Genomic DNA, 19285 nt, shown 5'->3' with positions numbered 1-19285 from the left:
CATGAGCACAGGCCTGCGCACCTACTTCTACCGGGTCCTGCTGCCGCACGGCAAGGTCAAGTCCGGCTTCCTGCGGCTGCTGGTCGAGAAGGACCACTCGGCCCGGTTGCGCCTGGAGCAGCAGACCGAAGGCACGGTGCTGACGCTGCGCCGTCTGCCGCAGGTGCTCACGGCGTTCAACGACTTCCGGCTCAAGCTGTTCCGCGGGCATGTGCGCCCCGAAGACCTGGCCGGCTTTCTGCGCGACATGGGCATCATGCTGGAAGCGGGCGTGCCGATGATGGAGGCCCTGCGCACCCTGATCGAAGACCAGTCCGGCCACGCCGGCGTGCCCGAGATCGCGCGGCGTGTGCACACCGACATGGGCTCGGGCATGCGCATCACGCAGTCCTTCGCGCGCCACCCCGACGTGTTTCCCGAGACGGTGCGCAACCTGGCCGAGATCGGTGACGAGTCGGGCGCCCTGCCCAGGATGCTGATCGAGGCCGCGTCCCACATCGAGCGCCTGATCGACATCCGCCGCGACATCCGCACCGCGATGATCTACCCGCTGCTGGTGCTGGCCTCGATCGTGGCGGTCGGTTTCTTCTGGCTGTACTACGTGGTGCCCAACCTGGCGCAACTGTTCAAGCAGCTGCGGGCCAAGCTGCCGCCGCTGACGCAGTGGCTGATCAACGTCTCGGACGTGCTGGTGCAGTCGCTGGTGCTGGTGCTGGTGGGCATCTTCGTGCTGGCGATGCTGCTGATCTGGATGTACCGCTCGGTGCCGCGCTTCAAGCTGGGCTGTCACGAGCTCATGCACCGGCTGCCGATCCTGCGCACGCTCTCGACGTCCTCGGGCATGGCCTTCATCAGCGAACACCTGTCGCTGCTGGTGCGCGCCGGCCTGGATTTCATGATGAGCCTGGACGTGCTGGCCCGCGCCACCTCCAACGAGTACTACCGCGCCCGGCTGCTGAAGGTGCGCGACGGCGTGGCCCGCGGCGAAGGCATCGGTGCCTCGATGCGGCGCGTCGGCGGCTTCCCGCCGATGGCCGTGCGCATGATCTCCGTCGGTGAGGAGTCCGGTTCGCTGGACAAGCAGCTCGACCGGCTGGCGGTCGAGTACCGCAAGCGGCTGGACGTGGTGGTCAAGTCGCTGGGGGAAATCATCAAGCCGGCGCTGATCCTGCTGGCCGGCGGCCTGTTCATCTTCCTGATCGTGGCGCTGCTGCTGCCGATCTACGACCTGGTGCGCCAGTCGGTCAGCCAGTCCCTGGGAGCGGGCTGATGGATTCGGTGCGACCGCTGCGTTCACGGTCTCGTCTGGAGCGGGGCTTCGGCCTGCTCCAGGTGATGCTGCTGATTGCCGTCCTCGGCGGGTTGTCCACCATGGGCTACCTGGAGTGGCGCGAACGCACCGCGGTCGAGAACGCCCGTCTGGAACGCCTGAACCTGTCGCAGGCCGACCAGGCCCTGCAGACCTTCGCGACCGTCGCCCGTCGACTGCCTTGTCCGGACACCGACCGGGACGGACTGGAAGATTGCGGTGGCACCGACCAGAAAGGCTGGCTGCCGGCCACGACGCTGCGCATGGCCGGTGCCGATCCCGGCGTCGACATCGGCCAGATCCGCTACGTGGTCCAGCGCGGCGCCGGCGCCTTCGATCTCACGGTGCTCGACGATGCGTGGCGCCCGCTCGAGTACGACGACGATGCCGCGAGCTTCTTCGCCATGCGCGAGACACCGACCGCGGGCACCTACCAGGCCAACATCCATACCCTGGCCGACTTCTGCCAGCGCCTGCAGGAAGGCGCCGGCACCACCCTGACGGCCGACATGGCCCAGGTCAACGCCTCGCCCGCGCGGGCGGTCGCCTACGCGCTGGCCCACCCCGGCGACGAAGACACCGACGGGGACGGCTCGCTGTTCGACGGGGCCAACGCCGGGGCCACGAGCATGCTCGAAGACCCGCAGCGGGTGCCGCTGCTGGCCGCCTACGACGACATCGTGCTCGACCGTTCGTTCGGCGCCCTGCGCACCGCCTTCCACTGCGAGATCCTGGCCGACTCGATCAACACCGTGGCGCTGGCCCACGACATCTCCAGCTCGGTCGACGAGATGAAGGAGGAGAACATCGAGGCGGCGACCCGCGCGATCATCTTCGCTTCGATCGGCGCCGCGATCACGGCGGTGGAAACCGCGGGGGTGGTCATCGAGGGCATCAGCGACGCCGGCAACGCCGCGGCCGAATGGGTCATCTGCATCGCGTCCCTGGGCATTGCCGCCAACGCCTGCGCCGCGGCGGGCATCCACACGGCGGCGGCCGCGCTCACTGCCGGGGTGATCATCGCCAACGTGGCCTCGATCGCCGCCAACGTCACGGCGGCCGTGCTGGCCGGCAATGCGCTGGCGCTGGCCGACAGCTCGGTCGATGCGTCTTCGCTGAGCTGCACCGTGCCCGACCTGACCACCCAGGTCAACCAGGCCAAGGCCGAGCTCGACGACGCGATCGCCGACCGGCAGGCCATCGTCAACCAGATCGCGGCCAAGCAGACCGAGCTGAACAACGCCGTCGCTGCGAGGAACCAGGCCATTGCCAACCTGCGCTACTGGGTGCGGCTGGGCACGGACTGGTCGTCGATCGACGGTCGGGTCGATGCCGTGCTGTCGTCCGCCAACAGCTGGGGCACGGCCAACGACAGCTACAGCGCGGCCCAGGCCGATGTGCAGCGCTACCAGGACGCGGTGACCAACTGGACGGCCACCCGCGACGACTACGCCAACATGATCGCCAACCGGACCACGCTGATCAGCCAGCTGCAGTCGGAGATCGCGGCGCTGGACACCCAGATTGCGGCCGAAACCAACCAGACCACGAAGGCGGCGCTGCAGCAGCAACGCCTGGAAAAAACCGCCCGGTTGACGCTGCTGCAGGACGCGACCGCGCTGCAGAACGAATACAACAAGGCCGTGACCGAGCTGGCGAGCGCCCAGTCCAGCCTGAGCGCGGCGCAATCGGCGATGACGGTGGCCCAGGGCTCGATCAACACGGCCCAGTCGTCGTACGCGACGAACTACAACAGCCTGCTCAATGCCGGGCGCTACCAGCTGCACGTGGGGCTGAGCGTCTACGACGCCTGCACCACCTCGGCGCTCAATGTCTGCCAGCAGAACGACTACCTGACCTACGGGATCATCCAGCAGATGCTTGGGGAGCTGTTCGGACCGGCGTCCAACATCGCGGTCGCGCCCGGCCCGGACAGCATCTACTACCGGCCGGCCCAGATCCAGAAAGAGATCGACGCCCTGAACGACTCCCTGGCTGCGGCGGACGACCGCATCGACGCGGCGCAGGACTCCTACGACACGCTCAAGGCCAAGGCCGACAACCCGCCGCCCTGCAACATCACGGGTTCCGGCGTGACGCCGATGCCCCCGAGCGCGGCCGAGAGCATCCTGATCAACGTGGACATCAAGGGAGGCACGCGATGAGGCGGCCACCGTTCAGACAACGCGGCTTCTCCCTGGTCGAGATGGGGGTCGTCATGGTGGTGGTCGGCGTCATCGGCATGGTGGCCTGGCGCTGGGTCGCCACCTCGCAGGCGCCGATGACCCGGCCGGAGATGCAGCGCCAGCTCAACGAGGCCCAGGCCGGCGTCGAGGGCTTCCTGCTGGCCAACCACCGCCTGCCGTGCGCGGCGTCGGACACGGGCGGCACGGAGAACTGCGGCGACGCGACGGCGGTGCGGTTTCCCTGGCGCACCCTGGGCATGGGCAGCGAATTCGCGGCGCTGCACTACGGCGCGAACCGCGGCGGCGGGGCGGACCTCGCGGCCGCGCCGCCGGCCCAGGACTGGCCTTATCTCGGCCTGACCTTCACCGAGGTGCCGGTGTTCCCCGCACTCAGCCCCGTGCCGGCCGACGTGTCCGCAGCGGGCGCCCGGGTCGGCGCCTCGTACGCGGCCGCCCTGGCCCGCCGCCCGTTGGTCAACGGGCTGGACTGGTGCACCGTGGTGCGCCGCTATGCAGCGAACAACGCCGCGGCCGGTGTGCTGCGGGCCGGTTCTGCCGGCGCCAGCGTGCCGGTCGGTTTCGTGATCGCCCACCCGGGTGAAAACCGCCAGTTTGACGGCAACAACGCCGACGGGGCCAGTGCCTCGTTCCGCTTCGACCTGCCAGGCCGCTCGCAGGACCTGAACTACGACGACCTCATGCTCGCGGTCGGCCCCGGTGACCTGGGGGCAAGACTCGGGTGTGCCGCGCGGCTCAGCGAGGCCCAGTCGGCCATCCAGGCCAGCTATGCCGCCTACGACACGGCACGGGTGATGCAGCAGTACTGGTCGTTGCTGCGCTTCGACATCGACCAGGCCGAGTCGGCGGTGGATGGCGCGGAGTCCGGGGTGGCGCTGGCCGCGATGGGGCTGGCGCTGGCCACGACCGGCGCGGTGCTCAGCATCGCCTCGGCCGCCAACACCGAGGGTGTGACCGCCTTCATCGTGGTGATGGCCGCGGTCAACATTGCGGCCTCCATCGCCGAGACGGTGCTGGCCGCGCAAGACCTGACCGCCGCGCAGGAAGACCTGGTGGCGGCGCGCGCCAAGCTGGTCGCCGGCAACGCCTACGCCATCCACGTCTACAACAGCCTTGCCGACGCGCTGGACAACGCGGTGGTGATCGATCAGAAGGGACTCACACCATGAGCAAGCGCCGTCAGGCGGGCTTCTCGCTCGTCGAACTGTCTGTGGTGCTGCTCGCGCTGGGCCTGGTGCTCATCGGGGCGGTGGTGTACTGGCAGTTCCAGGAAAAGCAGCGTGTCGGCACGGCACAGATGGACGCACAGTTGCAGGCACGCGATGCGCTGATCGGCTTTGCCCACGCCCAGCACCGCCTGCCGTGTCCGGCGGTGGACGCCAATGGCGTCGAGAGCTGTGCCACTGGCGGTGGGCTGCGCCAGACCGGCTATGTGCCGTGGCAGACCCTGGGCCTGCCGCGGCCCGAGGCGGGGCGGCTGCGTTACGGCGTGTACCGCGAAGCCTCGGCGACCGCCGCCAGCGACCGCGACCTGGCGGTGGCGCTGGACCGCATGAACCCGCTGCGCGCGCTCACGCCCAGCCCGAGACCGCAGAACGGCGACGGTCCGAACCGGAACATGCCGCCGATCCCGACGCTGGCCGAGGTTCAGCTCCGGGCGACCGAGGCGGCCAGCGGAACCGATCCGCTGAACGCGGCCTGCAACGCTTCCAGCAGCCCGCCGTGCCCGGCCGGTGGCGCGCAGTCGGTCAACCAGATCGACCTGTGCCTGGCGCTGAACACCGCCACCGATGCCCTGGCCGCGCCCGCGGGGCGGCTTGCGGTGTCCGCCTCGGGCGCGCGCCGCGCGGTGGCCTTCGTGGTGGCGGCACCGGGCCTGCTGGATGCCGACGGCAACGGCCTGGCCTTTGACGGCCCCAATGCCAGTGCCAGCGACGCCGACCCGACCTTTGCCGCGCCACGCACGCCCACCAGCCACGCCTACGACGACCAGGTGATCGCCATGAGCGCGGCCGAGCTGTTCTCCGAACTGCGTTGCGGTGGCGCCCTGGCGGCCGTCTCGCACGCCCATTTCAATGCCGCCACCGGCGCACTGGTGATGGAGCGCGCGCTCTACGACTACCGGGACCAGCTCTACGTGGCCCTCAAGCTGGCCGAGGCCGACATCGCCGCCGCTGCCGCGGGCATTGCCGGCGCCGTGTCGGCCGACCTGGATGCGATCAAGGAAATGATGTCGGCCGTGGGGGACACGACCATGAGCGCGGGCGCCCGCTCGTTCCAGATCGGTCTCGCGGCCGCCGGCATCGTCGCGGCCGTCGCTGGCACGGCCGCCGCCGCGGCCTCGATGGTGCTCGCGGTGGAGGCTCGCGACTCCGCGCAGCAGGACCACAACGACTTCGCGAGCCGGACCAGCGCGGCCACCGACCTGTCGATTTCCGTGAACAGCAATGCCCTGCGGGCCGATGCAATCGGCTTCTGATGGCAACCGACCCGAGGGGAATACCCGTGAGCACCACCCGATCTTTTCGTCAGCGCGCCGGCCGGGCCCGGCAGCGCGGCTTCACCCTGCTGGAGCTGGGCATTGCCCTGCTGGTGATCGGCCTGCTGCTGGGCGCCGTGGCCGTGGGCCGCGACCTGCAGCGCACCGCCGCCTACCAGCGCCTGTCGACCGATTTCGTGCAGGGCTGGCAACTGGCCTACGAGGCCTATGTCAATGGCGTTGGCTACCCGCCGGGCGACAACCCGACCGATCCGACCGGGCGGGTGAACGGCAGCGCGACGCCGGCCGGCACCGCGCTGTGCGGCAACGACATGATCAATGCCTTCCTGGCGGCGGGTGTGCGGCTGCCGGAAGGGCGCACCGAAGGCCAGCAGGACCGCTATGCCTACCTTGACAGCAACGGCAACCCGCAGGAGGTGCAGGTCTGCTTCCAGAGCGTCAACTGGGCGGAGCCGGGGGCGACCAACGGCACCTACGTCACCCGCACCCGCAACGTGATGACGCTGCAGCGCGTGACGTTCTCGCTGGTGGGCATGCTGGACCAGGAGATCGACGGCAAGAGCGACGCCCGCTTCGGCAAGCTGCGCGACGTGACCCTGGCCAACTCCACGGCGGTGACGGCCGGCCAGGTCTGGCCGCTGGACGACCGCATGGCCTGGGGATCCACCGTCACGACCAATCCGCTGGACGAGGCCCAGGTGGCGGTGACGACCGCGTATTTCCAGATGCTGCGCTGAGCGTTCGCCGCGGCAGCCGTCGGGCCTGACGGCCCGAGGTTCACATGCCCGGTGTCAGGTGCTGTCCCGCCCAGACCAGCAGTTGCCAGAACAGCAGGACGGGGGAGAGGGCCAGCACCCAGAAGAGCAGGGATTCCAGGGCGGAGTGCGCAAGGTGTGTGCACGTGTGAAGCATGTCTGGTCTCCTTTCGCTTGGCCCGATGGGGGCGGTTGCAGCGGCTGAGACAGGCCGGATGCCGGTCGCTGATGACATTGCTATCGACGCCGCAGGCCCCGGCCTTGAGCCGTGGGCGGCGATGGAGACCCGGAAAATTGTCAGGATTTGTTGCAACCGGCGCCTGCCACGGGCGGAGCGCGCAAAACAAAGCCCGGCAGTGCCGGGCTTTGTTTCGGGGTTCAGCAGCGGATCAGTTCACCAGCACCAGCTTCCCCTTGACCGAGCGCGAACCCATGATCGCGTAGGCCTTGGGCAGGTCCTTCATCGGCAGGGTCTGGTCGATCACCGGCTTGATCTGGCCCTTCATGTACATCGTGGCCAGGGTCTGCATCATCTGGGCGTTGGCCTTGGGCTCGCGCCGCGCGAAGTCGCCCCAGAACACGCCCACGATGCTGGCGCCCTTGAGCAGCGACAGGTTCAGCGGCAGGCTCGGGATCGGGCCGCTGGCAAAACCCACCACCAGGTAGCGTCCGCGCCAGGCGATGGAGCGGAAGGCCGGCTCGGCGAAGTCGCCGCCCACCGGGTCGTAGATCACGTCCGGACCCTTGCCATCGGTCAGGCGCTTGATCTCGTCGCGCAGCGTGGTCTGCGGGGTGTGCACGCTGTAGTTGATGGTTTCGTCGGCGCCCAGCTGCTTGCACAGGGCGCACTTCTCGTCGTTCGAGGCGGCGGCGATCACGCGCGCGCCGGCGGCCTTGGCCAGCTGGATCGCGGCCGTGCCGACGCCGCCGGCCGCGCCGAGCACCAGCACGGTTTCCCCGGCCTTGAGCGCCGCACGGTCCATCAGCGCGTGCCAGGAGGTGGCGTAGATCATGATGAAGGCGGCCGCATCGACCGGCGGAAAGCCGGGCGGCAGCGGCATGCACAGGGCGGCCGGCGCCAGGGTATGGGTGCCGAAGCCACCGGTGCCGCTGAGGCAGGCCACGCTCTGGCCGACCTGCAGGTGCGTCACGCCGTCGCCGACCGCACGCACCACGCCCGCGTACTCCGAACCCGGCACGAAGGGCAGGGGCGGCTTCATCTGGTACTTGTTCTGCACGATCAGCAGGTCGGGGAAGTTCAGGCTCGCGGCCTGGATTTCGAGCAGCACCTCGCCCGCCTTGGGCTCGGGCGTCGGCAGTTCCTTCCAGGTCAGGGCTTCCACGCCCACAGGGTTTTCGCAAAGCCAGGCTTGCATGCTGTCGTCTCCGGTTGAATGGTCGAGGGCGCATGATAGGCAGGGCGCCGCGCCCTGGCGTGCGGGTGAGTCCCCGTTTTTGTCCCCCGTGCGACCTGGCCGCCCACCAGCGCGGTCCCGGGCCGCCACCTAAAATCGACCCATGAAAATTCTCATCTCCAACGACGACGGCTTCCAGGCGCCGGGCATCGTGGCCCTGTACGAAGCGCTCAAGGACCTGGCCGAGGTGGAGGTGGTCGCTCCCGAACACAACAACAGCGCCAAATCCAACGCGCTGACCCTGCATTCGCCGCTGTACGTGCACCGGGCCGCCAACGGCTTTCGCTACGTCAACGGCACGCCGGCCGACTGCGTGCACATCGCGCTGACCGGCCTGCTGGGCTACCGGCCCGATCTGGTGGTTTCTGGCATCAACAACGGCGCCAACATGGGCGACGACACGGTCTATTCCGGCACCGTGGGCGCCGCGATGGAAGGCTACCTGTTCGGCGTTCCGGCGATCGCGTTCTCGCAGACCGAAAAGGGCTGGGCCCATCTCGACGTCGCCGCACAGAAGGCGGCCGATCTGGTGCGCCATCTGCTGCCCACGCTGCCGTCCGGCGGCGATGCCGCCCGGCGCCCGGCGCCCTGGCTGCTGAACGTCAACATCCCCTGCCGCCCGGCCGCCGAGATCAAGGGCTTCAAGGTCGCCCGCCTGGGCCGTCGCCATGCGGCCGAGCAGGTCATCACCCAGACCAACCCGCGCGGCGACACCATGTACTGGATCGGCAGCGCCGGCCCGGCCAAGGACGATGCCGAAGGCACCGACTTCCACGCGACCGCGCAGGGCTATGCCTGCATCACGCCGCTGCAGGTGGATCTGACCGACCACGAACGCCTGGCCTACTGGGCGCCGACGGCGGCGGCCATGGGGGCCGGCCAGTCATGAAGCGTTCGGGACCGTTGACGCCTCCGAAAGCGCCTGCGCCCGGTGCTGCGGCCCGGCCGCGTCCCGCGTTTCCGGCGCGACTGGATACCTCGGGGCCTGCCGCGGTGAACAAGCCAGGCGCAGCCCCGGCCGCCACGGCGAGGCGGGCGGCCGCCCCGGTGGCGGTGACCAGCGGCATCGGCATGGATTCGCTGGCGGTGCGCCAGTCCATGGTGCGCAAGCTGCAGGCGCAGGACATCTCGCACCCGGCGGTGCTGGCGGCCATGCTGGCGGTCGAGCGCCACCGCTTCGTCGACACGGCCCTGGCGCCACAGGCCTACGAAGACACCAGCCTGCCAATTGGCCTGGGGCAGACGATTTCCAAGCCCAGCGTGGTGGCGCGTATGCTGGAATTGCTGTGCCACGGCAGGACGGAGAAGCTGGGCCGGGTGCTGGACATCGGCACCGGCTGCGGCTATCAGGCCGCGGTGCTCAGCCACCTGGCGCGCGAGGTCTACAGCATCGAGCGCCTCAAGGGCCTGCACGAAAAAGCGCGCGACAACCTGCGCGCCTTCCGGCTGGCCAATGTGCACCTGCTGTTCGGCGACGGCATGCTGGGCTATCCGCAGGGTGCGCCCTACGCAGGCATCGTGGCGGCGGCCGGCGGGAACGACGTGCCGCAGGCCTGGATCGAACAACTGGCGGTCGGTGGCCGGCTGGTGGCGCCGGCCGTGACCGGTGCTGGCCAGCAGCATCTGGTCGTGATGGAAAAAACTTCTCAGGGCGTGACGAAGTCCGTGCTGGAGCCGGTACTCTTCGTGCCCCTAAAATCAGGTATTGCGTGACACCCCGGCCGGCCCGGCCGGCGATGAGGGGTTCATGCGCTCGGCCCGGGTGGAAACGGGCCAGAATCAGGTAGGAATCAGTGATGAACAAGCGGGATTTGGTGAATGAGCCGGCGAGCGCCTGGCGCCTTTCGTGGCGTGGTGTGGCCTTGTGTGCGATGGCGGGTGGTCTGCTGCTGACGGCGGGGTGCTCCACACGCAGGCTGAGCCAGCCCGCTCCGGTCGAAGACCGTTCCTCTGCCAACCGTCCTGCCGACGTGAAGGCCTTGCCGGGCGCAGAGAACGCCGGCAAGCCCGGCTTCTACACCGTGCGTCCTGGCGACACGCTCTACCGCATCGCACTCGAAGCCGGGCAGTCGCCGCGCGATCTGCAGGCCTGGAACAACCTGACCAACCCGAACCTGATCGAGGTCGGACAGGTGCTGCGCGTGACGCCACCGGTGGCGAACGCCGCTGGCGCCGCCGCCGCCACGAACGGCGTGGCGACCGCCCCCGTGGTCGCCCCCGGTGTGGTGGCTCGGCCGCTGAACGCTCCGGCGACGACCGCTCCCGCGACGGCCCCGACCACTCCTGCAGCGACCACCGCTGCGCCCGCAACGGCACCGGCGTCCGCGCCGGAACCGGTTTCGGCGGGCGCCGACGACATTGCGTTCGTCTGGCCGGCCCAGGGCGCCGTGATCGCCCCGTTCGACGAGGGCAAGAACAAAGGCGTGTCGATTTCGGGCAAGGTGGGTGATCCCGTGCTCGCCGCGGCCGACGGGCGCGTGGTGTACGCCGGTGCCGGTCTGCGGGGCTACGGCAACCTAGTCATCCTCAAGCACAACAACACCTACCTGACCGCCTATGCCCACAACCAGGCATTGCTGGTGCGCGAGGACCAGACGGTCAAGCAGGGCCAGCGCATCGCCGAAATGGGCAGCAGCGACGCCGACCGCGTGAAGCTGCACTTCGAGGTGCGCCGCAACGGCAAGCCCGTCGATCCGATCGGTTACCTGCCCAAGCGCTGACCGCTCGCCATGGCCTGGCCGGTCCTGGTTTTCGACATCGAGTCGATTCCCGATATCGCTGGTCTGCGGCTGCTGCGCGACGACCCCGCCGACTGGTCGGACGCGCAGGTCCATGAGGCCTGGCTGGCCGAACGCAAGGCCAGGGGGCAGAACGACTTTGCCCCGCTGCACCTGCAGCGCGTGCTGGTCATCAGCGTGGTGTTCCGCAATGCCGAGGGGTTGCGCGTGCACTCGTTTGTGGACCGCGACGGCCAGAGCGAAGGCAAGGTGGTGCAGACCTTTTTCCACAGCATCGAGAAGCACCAGCCGCAACTGGTGAGCTGGAACGGCGGCGGTTTCGACCTGCCGGTGCTGCACTACCGCGGTCTGCGCCATGGCGTGGAAGCCAGCCGCTACTGGGACATGGGTGAGGACGACCGCGAGCACAAGTGGAACAACTACATCAGCCGCTACCACATGCGCCATCTCGACCTGATGGACCTGCTGGCGATGTACACGCCCAAGAACAACGCGCCGCTGGACGCCATGGCCAAGCTCTGCGGCTTTCCGGGCAAGCTGGGCATGGACGGCTCGCAGGTGTATCCGCAGTACCTGGACGGAAAGCTGGAAGACATCCGCCGCTACTGCGAGACCGACGTGATGAACACCTACCTGGTGTATTGCCGCTTCCAGAAGATGCGTGGCGGGTTCACCGAGGCCGAGTACGGGCAGGAGATCGCCTTCGTGAAAGAGACGCTGGGCAACCTGGCGCCCGCCGAACCGCACTGGGACGAATACCTGCGTGCGTGGGCGTAGGCCGGAGTCCGGGTCCCGGGCCTGAGACAATCGGGGCATGAGCCAAGACAGCCCCACACAACAAGAACCCCAAGTCCCTGTTTCCCCGTCCGCCGGCCTGCCCGAAGGGCAGCTGTTCGTGGAATCGCTGGACATCGAAGCGCAGGGCATCGCCCACCGGCCTGACGGCAAGGTGGTCTTCATCGACGGTGGCCTGCCCTTCGAGGTGGTCAGCGCCAAGGTGCACCGCAAGAAGAACAACTGGGAGGCGGCGACGCTGACCGAGATCCACCGCGAGTCGCCCCAGCGCGTCACGCCCGGCTGCCCGCACTTCGGCCTGCACGAAGGTGCCTGCGGCGGCTGCAAGATGCAGCATCTGCACGCCAGCTCTCAGGTCGCGATCAAGCAGCGCGTGCTCGAAGACAACCTCTGGCACCTGGGCAAGGTCAAGGCCGAGATGCTGCTGCGCCCGATCGAGGGGCCGGCCTGGGGCTACCGCTACCGCGCCCGCCTGTCGGCGCGCTTTGTGCACAAGAAGGGTGTGGTGCTGATCGGCTTCCACGAGCGCAAGAGCCGCTATGTGGCCGACATGCAGGTCTGCAAGGTGTTGCCGCCGCACGTGAGCGCGATGCTGATGCCGCTGCGCGAGATGATTTTCGGCATGGACGCGCGCGAGACCTGCCCGCAGATCGAGCTGGCCTGTGGCGACGAGGTGACTGCGTTGGTGCTGCGGCACCTGGAGCCGCTGAGCGAGGACGATCTGGCCCGGCTGCGTGCCTTTGGCCAGCAGCACGGTGTGCAGTGGTGGCTGCAGGCCAAGGGGCCGGACACCGTCAAGCTGCTGGACGAAGGCGGTCCTCAGCTCGCCTACCGCCTGCCCGAGTTCGGCATCACCATGCCGTTCAAGCCGACCGATTTCACCCAGGTCAACCCGCACATCAACCGGGTGCTGGTGGGGCGTGCGCTGCGCCTGCTGGATGCGCAGAAGAGCGAGTGTGTGATCGACTGGTTCTGCGGCCTGGGCAACTTCACGCTGCCGATCGCGACCTCGGCTGGCCAGGTGCTGGGCATCGAGGGCAGCGAGACGCTGGTGGCGCGTTCGCGCGAGAACCTGGCGCTCAACCAGCAAGGACGCGCGTCGCCGCTGGCGCCGACGCAGTTCGTCGCTCGCAACCTGTTCGAGATGACGCCCGAGATGCTGGTGGCCGACGGGGTGGCCGACAAGTGGTTGGTCGATCCGCCGCGCGAGGGCGCGTTCGCCTTGTCCAAGGCGCTGGCCGACCTGCACCAGCAGCCCGAACTGCGTGGCGGCTGGACGCCACCCCGGCGCATCGTCTACGTCAGCTGCAACCCGGCCACGCTGGCGCGCGATGCCGGCCTGCTGGTGCACCAGGCGGGTTACCGCTGCACGGCGGCGGGGGTGGTGAACATGTTCCCGCACACCGCGCACGTCGAGAGCATGGCGGTGTTCGAGCTGGACAACTGATTGCGCAGGACTGAGCGGCGGGCAGCGGGGCCGCGCTCAGGACTTGTGGGTCTTGGTGTCGGCCGCGCCCTTGTGGGTGGGGGCCTTTTCTGCCGAGGATTTTTCAGCGGAGGCTTTGCCGGTCGCCGGTTTTTCTGCGGTCGCTTTTTCGCCGCTGCCGTGTTCGGCTGCGGGATCTGCCTCACCGTCCTGGGCGTCGGCGTCTGCGGACGGCTCGGTGACCGCGGAGGAGGGCATGCCGACGATCTGGTTGTCGCGCATGTACTGGTCCATTTCCTTCCAGCCCGCGAACACGGCGGCCTTGCCGGCCTTGGGGTTGGTCTTGAAACAGTCCTCGATGCTGCGGATCGCGTGGCGGCAGGCGCTGCCGATGGCGTGGGCCTCCGCCTGCTTGCGCTCGGCCACCTGTGCCGAGCTTTCGATGCCCAGCGCGTCGCATCCGGTCAGCAGGAAGCTGGCGGCGCTCAGGCAGAGGGGCAGGGCAAGGTGTCGCATGGTGGTTGGAAGCTGGTTGCCTTCCTTTTCGGCCACCACCGGCCGAACTTGAGCCGGCCCGGGAGACTCAGTCGCGTTCGCCGCCGAAAATCCCCAGCAGCGACAGCAGGCTCTGGAAGATGTTGAACAGGTCGAGGTAGACCGCCAGCGTGGCGGTGATGTAGTTGGTTTCACCGCCGTCGACGATGTTCTTCAGGTCGTACAGCAGGTAGGCGCTGAAGATCAGGATGGCCAGCGTCGCGATGGTGGCGAACATGGCCGTGCTGCCGACGAACACGTTGATGATGCCGCCGATCATGATGGCCAGCGCGCCGACGAACAGCCACTTGCCCATGCCCGAGAGGTCGCGCTTGATCACGGTCGAGAGGCTGGCCATGACGGTGAACACGCCGGCCGTGCCGGCGAAGGCGGTCATGATCAGGCTGGCGCCGTTGCTCAGGCCCAGAATGGAACCGATCAGGCGCGAGAGCATCAGGCCCATGAAGAAGGTGAAGCCCAGCAGCACCGGCACGCCGGCGGCGGAGTTCTTGGTTTTCTCGATCGCGAACATGAAGCCGAAGGCGCCGCCGAAGAACACGATCAGGCCCAGGCCGCCGCGCAGGCTCTGGGTGATGCCGGTGGCCACGCCCAGCCAGGCGCCCAGCACCGTGGGCAGCAGCGACAGGGCCAGCAGCCAGTAGGTGTTGCGCAGCACCTTGTTGCGCTGGCCGGCAAAGGTGTCGGTGGAACCGTATGGCTGGATGTGGTCGGACATGGTCTCTCCTGTGTGACGGCGGACGTTGCCGCAAGCGCCGGATTGTAGGCCGGGGTCTCGCCGCAGGGGCGGTGCTTGGCCCAAGTCCCGAAGGGTCAGAACAGTTTTGACCGGCGAAGGGGCAATGGCCGGGGTATCGTCGGGTTTTCAATCCATTTCCGCAGGAACGCATCCATGAAAACCAAAGCCGTGCTCGAACTGGCCGATGTCAAGGCCATCGCGGCCGCCGCCGAAGCCGAAGCCCTGAAAAACCAGTGGGCCGTCACCATCGCCATCGTCGACGACGGCGGCCACTTGCTGTGGCTGCAGCGGCTGGACGGCGCTCCGGCCATGTCCTCGCACATCGCCCCCGCCAAGGCCCACACGGCCGCGCTCAGCCGCAAGGAGAGCAAGGTCTACGAGGACGTCATCAACCAGGGCCGCACCTCGTTCCTGAGCGCGCCGACGGTGCAGGGTCTGCTCGAAGGCGGCGTGCCGGTGCTCAAGGACGGCCAGTGCATCGGTGCGGTCGGCGTCAGCGGCGTGAAGTCCAGCGAGGACGCCCAGATCGCCAAGGCCGGCATCGCGGCGCTCGGCCTGTAAAGGGAAAAAACGCCTGGCTATCGGGGCATGTTGCCCCCTGGCTGGCGAAAAACGACGCTCGGGGAGTTGTTCAAACCCCGGGTCGCCCCACGATTGAAGGTTCAGTGCGGGCCGCTCACTTGGTGAGGATGAGCTTGCCCTGGCGCGTGGTCTGCAGGCGGTAGACCGCGCCGTTGTGTTCGATGGCCACCGAGCTGCGGCCCTGCAGCACGGCCTGGCTGTCCAGCACCGGCGACGGTGCGCGCGTCGACGGCGCGTCAACGGGCTCTTCGCGGACGGACACTGCCGCTGCGGTTTCGTTGGAGCAGGGCTGGCGGTTCATGGCAACGCAGGCTCCGTGATGAAGCCGATCTTGCGCACGCCCGCGCGCTGCGCGCTGGCCAGGGCCTGCGCCACGCGCTCGTAGCGCACCGCCTTGTCGCCGCGCAGGTGCAGCTCGGGCTGCGGTTCCTGTGCCGCCATCTGCGCCAGACGCGTGCCCAGTTCGGCGTCGGTCAGCGGCGCGTCGTTCCAGTAGTAGGTGCCGGCGGCGTCCACCGCGAGCCGCACGTTCTGCGGTTTGTCGGCCAGCTTCTCGTTGCTGGCGCGCGGCAGGTCGACCTTCACCGCGTGCTTGATCACCGGCACCGTGATGATGAAGATGATCAGCAGCACCAGCATCACGTCGATGAACGGGATCATGTTGATCTCGGCCAGCATGTCGTCGCTGTCGTCCTGGGTTCCGATGGCCATGGTGTGTTCTCCGCTCAGGCCTTCTTCATCGGCAGCACCTTGCTGTCGCCGCCGCTGGCGACGCGGGCGCCGGTGACGAAGTAGGCGTGCAGGTCGTGTGCGAAGCGGTTGAGCTGGTGCATCACGTTCTTGTTGCCGCGCACCAGGGCGTTGTAGCCCAGCACCGCGGGGATCGCGACCACCAGACCGAGGGCGGTCATGATCAGCGCCTCGCCGATCGGCCCGGCCACCTGGTCGATGCTGACCTGGCCAGCGGCGCCGATGCCCAGCAGGGCGTGGTAGATGCCCCAGACGGTGCCGAACAGGCCGACGAAGGGCGCGGTCGAGGCCACCGAGGCCAGCACCGGCAGGCCGCTCTGGGCGCGGGCGGTGTGGTCGTCCAGTGCGCGGCGCAGGCAACGTTCGATCCAGTCGCTGACATCGAGGCTGTCGTGCAGTTGCGGGGTCTGGCGGCCGTCCTTGTGCAGGATGTGGCGCTGTGCTTCACGGCCTTCGACCGCCAGGGCGCGGAACGGGTTGTGGTCGGCCGGGCCGAGCTTGTCCAGACCTTCGGCGAAATCGGCGCTGTGCCAGAAGCCTTCGCAGGCCCTGGCCTGCCGGCGCTGGGCGCGCTGGTCCAGCAGCTTCCACAGCAGGATGATCCAGGTCGCCAGCGACATGCCCAGCAGCACCAGGGCAACGGTGCGGGTGACGGCGTCGCCTTGCGACCAGACGTGGGCCAGGCCCGAGGTGGTGACGGAGGTGTCCATGGTGTGATGCGATGAGTGAGGAGTAGGGTTCAATAGATTTCAAATCGCACGGTGTGCAGATAGCTCCCGGGCTGCGGGCTCCCTCCGTCGCGGGGAACGTATTTCCAGTGCAGTGCCTTCTTGACAGCAGCCTCGTCCAGACGCGGGAAGCCACTTGACTTGAGAACAACGACGTCGCTGGCGGTCCCGTTGGCTTCAATGCGGATCGAAAGAGTCACGGACCCAGATTCGCCCAAAGTGAGCGAGTAGCGCGGGTACGCCGGCTTTGCCGGGACCACGAATTCATCTTCCAGTCTGGACGGTGCCTGAGAAGAAGGTGTTGATGGCTTGGGTGTAGGCGCATCGGCAGCAGGTGCTGTTGCGTTCAGTGGCTCCTGAGTGACCATTCCCGTCGGTGCCTGTGGCGCCGGCTTCGGATCGGCCACGGCCAGCGGCATCGGCGCAGGGGCCTGAGCGACCCGGGGCGCAGGTGCCAGCGGCTTGGCGGGCGTGGGCACGGGCCTGGGCGGCGTTGGCTCGGGCGTGACCTGCGGCTGAGGCGGCTCGATGAGGTCGGCGACCACCGAGACCGGCACCACCAGTTCCACCGCCCGCTGCAGCAATCCGGCCTGCAGCGCCCAGAGTCCGGCGACGTGCAGTCCGATCACGGTGGCCACGATCAACAGGCGGCGGTCCATGCGGGGCGGATGGTTCGTTGCTCCCGCCTGCGGCTGCGCGGCGGGGAGGCTGGAGGAGCCGAGGACGGCGGAATTCATGAGTGTAGGCGTGAGAAGACGGACCACCCGTTCAGCGGCGGAACACCCAGCCGAGCGCACCGAGCAGCAGCATCAGGCTGCCGAACAGGGAGAGGAGTGTGCTGGTCATGGTGGTGTTGTCCGAAAAAGTGGTCGAAACCGGGTTTCAGTATAAATGAGAATTGTTCGCAAATAAGATGGTGGGAGATCTTTTTGGAAAAGTCCGCTCAGGCGTGCAGGTGCCGGGCCGAGATCTGGTCCGGCGAATGGCAGCCACACAGCGCCATCGCGATCTCCAGCTCGTCGATCAGCAGCCGCAGCACATGGGCCACGCCCTGGGCGCCATCCGTGGCCAGCCCGTGCAGCACCGGGCGCCCCACCAGCACGGCCGATGCCCCCAGCGCCAGCGCCTTGAACACGTCGGTGCCGCGCCGGATCCCTCCATCGACCAGCACCGGCACCCGGCCGGACGCGGCGGCCACGATGTCGGGCAGCAGGGTCGCGGTGGCGGGCATGGTGTCCAGCGTGCGCCCGCCGTGGTTGGAGACGATCAGGCCCGAGGCGCCGTGTCCGACCGCGAGATGGGCGTCGTCGGGATGTGTGATGCCCTTGAGCAGGATGGGCAGAGTGGTCTGGCCACGCAGCCATGTGAGGTCTTCCCAGGTCGGGCTGCTGCGCAGCAGGGTGTCGAAGAGGCTGCCCCTGGCCGCTGTCGGATGGACAGGGGGCGGCAGATTGACGGCGGCGATGCCGGGCGGCAGCTGGAAGCCCGCGCGGCGTTCGCGGTCGCGCGGGCCTTGCACCGGCGCGTCCACGGTCAGCACCAGCGCCTCGAAGCCGGCGGCCTCGGCGCGGCGCACCAGGGAGAGGGTCTCGTCGCGCGCCGGCCGCAGGTAGAGCTGGAACCACAGAGGACCACGCGCCGGCTCGTCCAGCACCAGGGGCGCCACCTCTTCGAGCAACACCGAGGCCTGGGTGCTCAGGACATAGCCGGCGCCCAGCACGGCCGAGGCGAGCGCACTGGCCCGTTCGCCCTGCGGATGGGCCAGCCGCTGGTAGGCCATGGGCGCGACCAGGATGGGGTGGGCCAGCGTGCGTCCGAGCAACGTGCAACGCGTATGACCGCCGGCCAGGGGCTGCAGGACCCGCGGACGCAGCCGTTGCCGCTGCCAGGCTTCGGTGTTCTCGCGCCGTGTGATTTCGTCGGCCGCGCCACCGAACAGATAGGCCCAGGCGCCTGGGTCGAGCAGCTCGCGGGCGCGTTGTTCGTGGTCGGCGAGCGTGACAGGAGAACGACGATCTGGCGCCGGGCCGCCCCAAGCCAGATCAGCGCCCTCGGGGGGCAGCGACCCGCGCAGCGGTGGAGCGTGGGGGCGGTTCATGTCTCGGCCCACATGCGCAGGAGGTTGTGGTACGTCCCGGTCAGGCCGGTCGTCTCTTCGGTTTCACCGTGCCGCTGGCGCAGGGCCAGCAGGTGCATGTCGAGTTCGTACAGCAGGCGGCGCTGCTCGTCGCTGCGCACCATGCTCTGGACCCAGAAGAAGCAGGCGATGCGCTCGCCGCGGGTGACGGGCGTGACCTGGTGCAGGCTGGTGCCGGGGTAGAGCACGGCATGGCCCGCGGGCAGCTTGACACCGCGGGTGCCGTAGGTGTCGCTGACCGTGAGCTCGCCGCCGTCGTAGTCGTCGGGGTCGTTCAGGAACACGGTGCAGGAGACGTCGGTGCGCACGTATTCCGTGCCACCGCCGGCCGCGGCCTTCAGGCGCACCGCGTTGTCGATGTGGTTGCCGTAGGTATTGTGTTCACCGCTGTAGCGGTTGATGCGCGGCGTGAAGAAACGCAGCGGCAGCGCGGCGCTGAAGAACAGCGCCGAGCGGTTCAGGCCGTCCAGTACCCGTTGCCGGATGCGCTGGGCGGCTTCGCAGTCGTGCGGCAGCTGCTGGTTGTTCTTGACGGTGCGGGCTTGGGGGCCCGCGCTCTCGCGGCCGTCGGCCCAGGGCGCGTCGCGCAGCAGGCGCCGGGCATCGCGCAGGTCGTCGGCCGAGAGGATGTCCGCCAGGGTCAGCAGCATGCCGG

21 protein-coding genes are annotated in these 19285 nt (G+C 68.6%); 11 read left to right on the top strand and 10 right to left on the bottom strand.

Features of this window, described 5'->3' with window-relative positions:
- Window position 1: 1 nt before the first annotated feature.
- From ACS5NL_RS10720 to ACS5NL_RS10700, 5 genes are read left to right on the top strand one after another with little or no spacing between them, the layout of a single operon-like run.
- Window positions 2-1270, top strand: coding sequence for a type II secretion system F family protein (locus ACS5NL_RS10720; RefSeq protein WP_439353779.1), 1269 nt, complete (start codon window positions 2-4; stop codon window positions 1268-1270).
- The gene (locus ACS5NL_RS10715) at window positions 1270-3474 is read left to right on the top strand and encodes a coiled-coil domain-containing protein (RefSeq protein WP_439353778.1); all 2205 of its coding nucleotides are present in this window, start codon (window positions 1270-1272) and stop codon (window positions 3472-3474) included. Before ACS5NL_RS10720 ends, ACS5NL_RS10715 begins: the two co-directional genes overlap by 1 nt.
- Window positions 3471-4682, top strand: coding sequence for a prepilin-type N-terminal cleavage/methylation domain-containing protein (locus ACS5NL_RS10710; protein ID WP_439353777.1), 1212 nt, complete (start codon window positions 3471-3473; stop codon window positions 4680-4682). Before ACS5NL_RS10715 ends, ACS5NL_RS10710 begins: the two co-directional genes overlap by 4 nt.
- Entirely contained in the window at window positions 4679-5992 is a 1314-nt protein-coding gene (locus ACS5NL_RS10705; RefSeq protein ID WP_439353776.1) for a prepilin-type N-terminal cleavage/methylation domain-containing protein, read from the top strand. The genes ACS5NL_RS10710 and ACS5NL_RS10705 overlap by 4 nt, the downstream gene beginning before the upstream one ends.
- 26 nt (window positions 5993-6018) lie before the next feature.
- Window positions 6019-6750 carry a type II secretion system protein gene (locus ACS5NL_RS10700; protein ID WP_439353775.1) on the top strand — a complete coding sequence of 244 codons (732 nt, stop codon included), beginning with the start codon at window positions 6019-6021 and terminating at the stop codon, window positions 6748-6750.
- A 40-nt stretch (window positions 6751-6790) separates the two neighbouring features.
- Here ACS5NL_RS10700 and ACS5NL_RS10695 read toward each other — a convergent pair whose 3' ends face one another.
- Window positions 6791-6925: a hypothetical protein gene (locus ACS5NL_RS10695; RefSeq protein WP_439353774.1), complete on the bottom strand. Its 135-nt coding sequence runs from the start codon at window positions 6923-6925 to the stop codon at window positions 6791-6793.
- A 232-nt stretch (window positions 6926-7157) separates the two neighbouring features.
- Window positions 7158-8144 (bottom strand): NADPH:quinone oxidoreductase family protein, encoded by a 987-nt coding sequence (locus tag ACS5NL_RS10690; protein WP_439353773.1) that lies wholly within the window; start codon window positions 8142-8144, stop codon window positions 7158-7160.
- Between the two features lie 142 nt (window positions 8145-8286).
- On the opposite strand from ACS5NL_RS10690, the gene surE reads away from it, so the two are divergent.
- The 5 genes from surE to rlmD all read left to right on the top strand — a co-directional run bounded on the left by surE (window position 8287) and on the right by rlmD (window position 13163).
- Window positions 8287-9072, top strand: coding sequence for a 5'/3'-nucleotidase SurE (gene surE, locus ACS5NL_RS10685; protein WP_439353772.1), 786 nt, complete (start codon window positions 8287-8289; stop codon window positions 9070-9072).
- Window positions 9069-9896: a protein-L-isoaspartate(D-aspartate) O-methyltransferase gene (locus tag ACS5NL_RS10680; RefSeq protein WP_439353771.1), complete on the top strand. Its 828-nt coding sequence runs from the start codon at window positions 9069-9071 to the stop codon at window positions 9894-9896. Before surE ends, ACS5NL_RS10680 begins: the two co-directional genes overlap by 4 nt.
- An 83-nt stretch (window positions 9897-9979) precedes the next feature.
- Window positions 9980-10903 carry a peptidoglycan DD-metalloendopeptidase family protein gene (locus ACS5NL_RS10675; protein ID WP_439353770.1) on the top strand — a complete coding sequence of 308 codons (924 nt, stop codon included), beginning with the start codon at window positions 9980-9982 and terminating at the stop codon, window positions 10901-10903.
- A 9-nt stretch (window positions 10904-10912) separates the two neighbouring features.
- Window positions 10913-11698, top strand: a complete 786-nt coding sequence (locus ACS5NL_RS10670) for a 3'-5' exonuclease (protein WP_439353769.1) — start codon at window positions 10913-10915, stop codon at window positions 11696-11698.
- A 37-nt stretch (window positions 11699-11735) separates the two neighbouring features.
- Window positions 11736-13163, top strand: a complete 1428-nt coding sequence (rlmD, locus tag ACS5NL_RS10665; protein ID WP_439353768.1) for a 23S rRNA (uracil(1939)-C(5))-methyltransferase RlmD — start codon at window positions 11736-11738, stop codon at window positions 13161-13163.
- A gap of 36 nt (window positions 13164-13199) precedes the next feature.
- On the opposite strand, the gene ACS5NL_RS10660 is transcribed toward rlmD, so the two are convergent.
- Window positions 13200-13658: a hypothetical protein gene (locus ACS5NL_RS10660; RefSeq protein WP_439353767.1), complete on the bottom strand. Its 459-nt coding sequence runs from the start codon at window positions 13656-13658 to the stop codon at window positions 13200-13202.
- Window positions 13659-13725: 67 nt separating this feature from the next.
- Window positions 13726-14412 carry a Bax inhibitor-1 family protein gene (locus tag ACS5NL_RS10655; protein ID WP_439353766.1) on the bottom strand — a complete coding sequence of 229 codons (687 nt, stop codon included), beginning with the start codon at window positions 14410-14412 and terminating at the stop codon, window positions 13726-13728.
- Window positions 14413-14586: 174 nt separating this feature from the next.
- Between ACS5NL_RS10655 and ACS5NL_RS10650 the strand changes: the two genes are divergently transcribed.
- Complete coding sequence (locus ACS5NL_RS10650; protein WP_439353765.1) at window positions 14587-14994, top strand: GlcG/HbpS family heme-binding protein; 408 nt, start codon at window positions 14587-14589, stop codon at window positions 14992-14994.
- 115 nt (window positions 14995-15109) lie between these two features.
- On the opposite strand, the gene hemP is transcribed toward ACS5NL_RS10650, so the two are convergent.
- The 6 genes from hemP to ACS5NL_RS10620 form a co-directional block, all read right to left on the bottom strand.
- Window positions 15110-15316: a hemin uptake protein HemP gene (gene hemP, locus ACS5NL_RS10645; protein WP_439353764.1), complete on the bottom strand. Its 207-nt coding sequence runs from the start codon at window positions 15314-15316 to the stop codon at window positions 15110-15112.
- A complete protein-coding gene (locus tag ACS5NL_RS10640) occupies window positions 15313-15726 on the bottom strand; it encodes an ExbD/TolR family protein (protein ID WP_439353763.1) in 414 nt (137 codons plus the stop codon). Before ACS5NL_RS10640 ends, hemP begins: the two co-directional genes overlap by 4 nt.
- Before the next feature lie 14 nt (window positions 15727-15740).
- Window positions 15741-16475 (bottom strand): MotA/TolQ/ExbB proton channel family protein, encoded by a 735-nt coding sequence (locus tag ACS5NL_RS10635; protein ID WP_439353762.1) that lies wholly within the window; start codon window positions 16473-16475, stop codon window positions 15741-15743.
- Between the two features lie 29 nt (window positions 16476-16504).
- A complete protein-coding gene (locus ACS5NL_RS10630) occupies window positions 16505-17152 on the bottom strand; it encodes an energy transducer TonB (protein WP_439353761.1) in 648 nt (215 codons plus the stop codon).
- 284 nt (window positions 17153-17436) lie between these two features.
- The gene (locus ACS5NL_RS10625; RefSeq protein ID WP_439353760.1) at window positions 17437-18591 is read right to left on the bottom strand and encodes an alpha-hydroxy acid oxidase; all 1155 of its coding nucleotides are present in this window, start codon (window positions 18589-18591) and stop codon (window positions 17437-17439) included.
- Complete coding sequence (locus tag ACS5NL_RS10620; protein WP_439353759.1) at window positions 18588-19280, bottom strand: Fe2+-dependent dioxygenase; 693 nt, start codon at window positions 19278-19280, stop codon at window positions 18588-18590. The genes ACS5NL_RS10625 and ACS5NL_RS10620 overlap by 4 nt, the downstream gene beginning before the upstream one ends.
- Window positions 19281-19285: the final 5 nt, after the last annotated feature.

The organism is Hydrogenophaga sedimenti (assembly GCF_051857515.1).
Classification (GTDB): Bacteria; Pseudomonadota; Gammaproteobacteria; order Burkholderiales; family Burkholderiaceae_C; genus Hydrogenophaga.
Note: the sequence above shows the minus strand (reverse complement) of the source record. Positions and strands in the feature narration are given on the sequence as shown.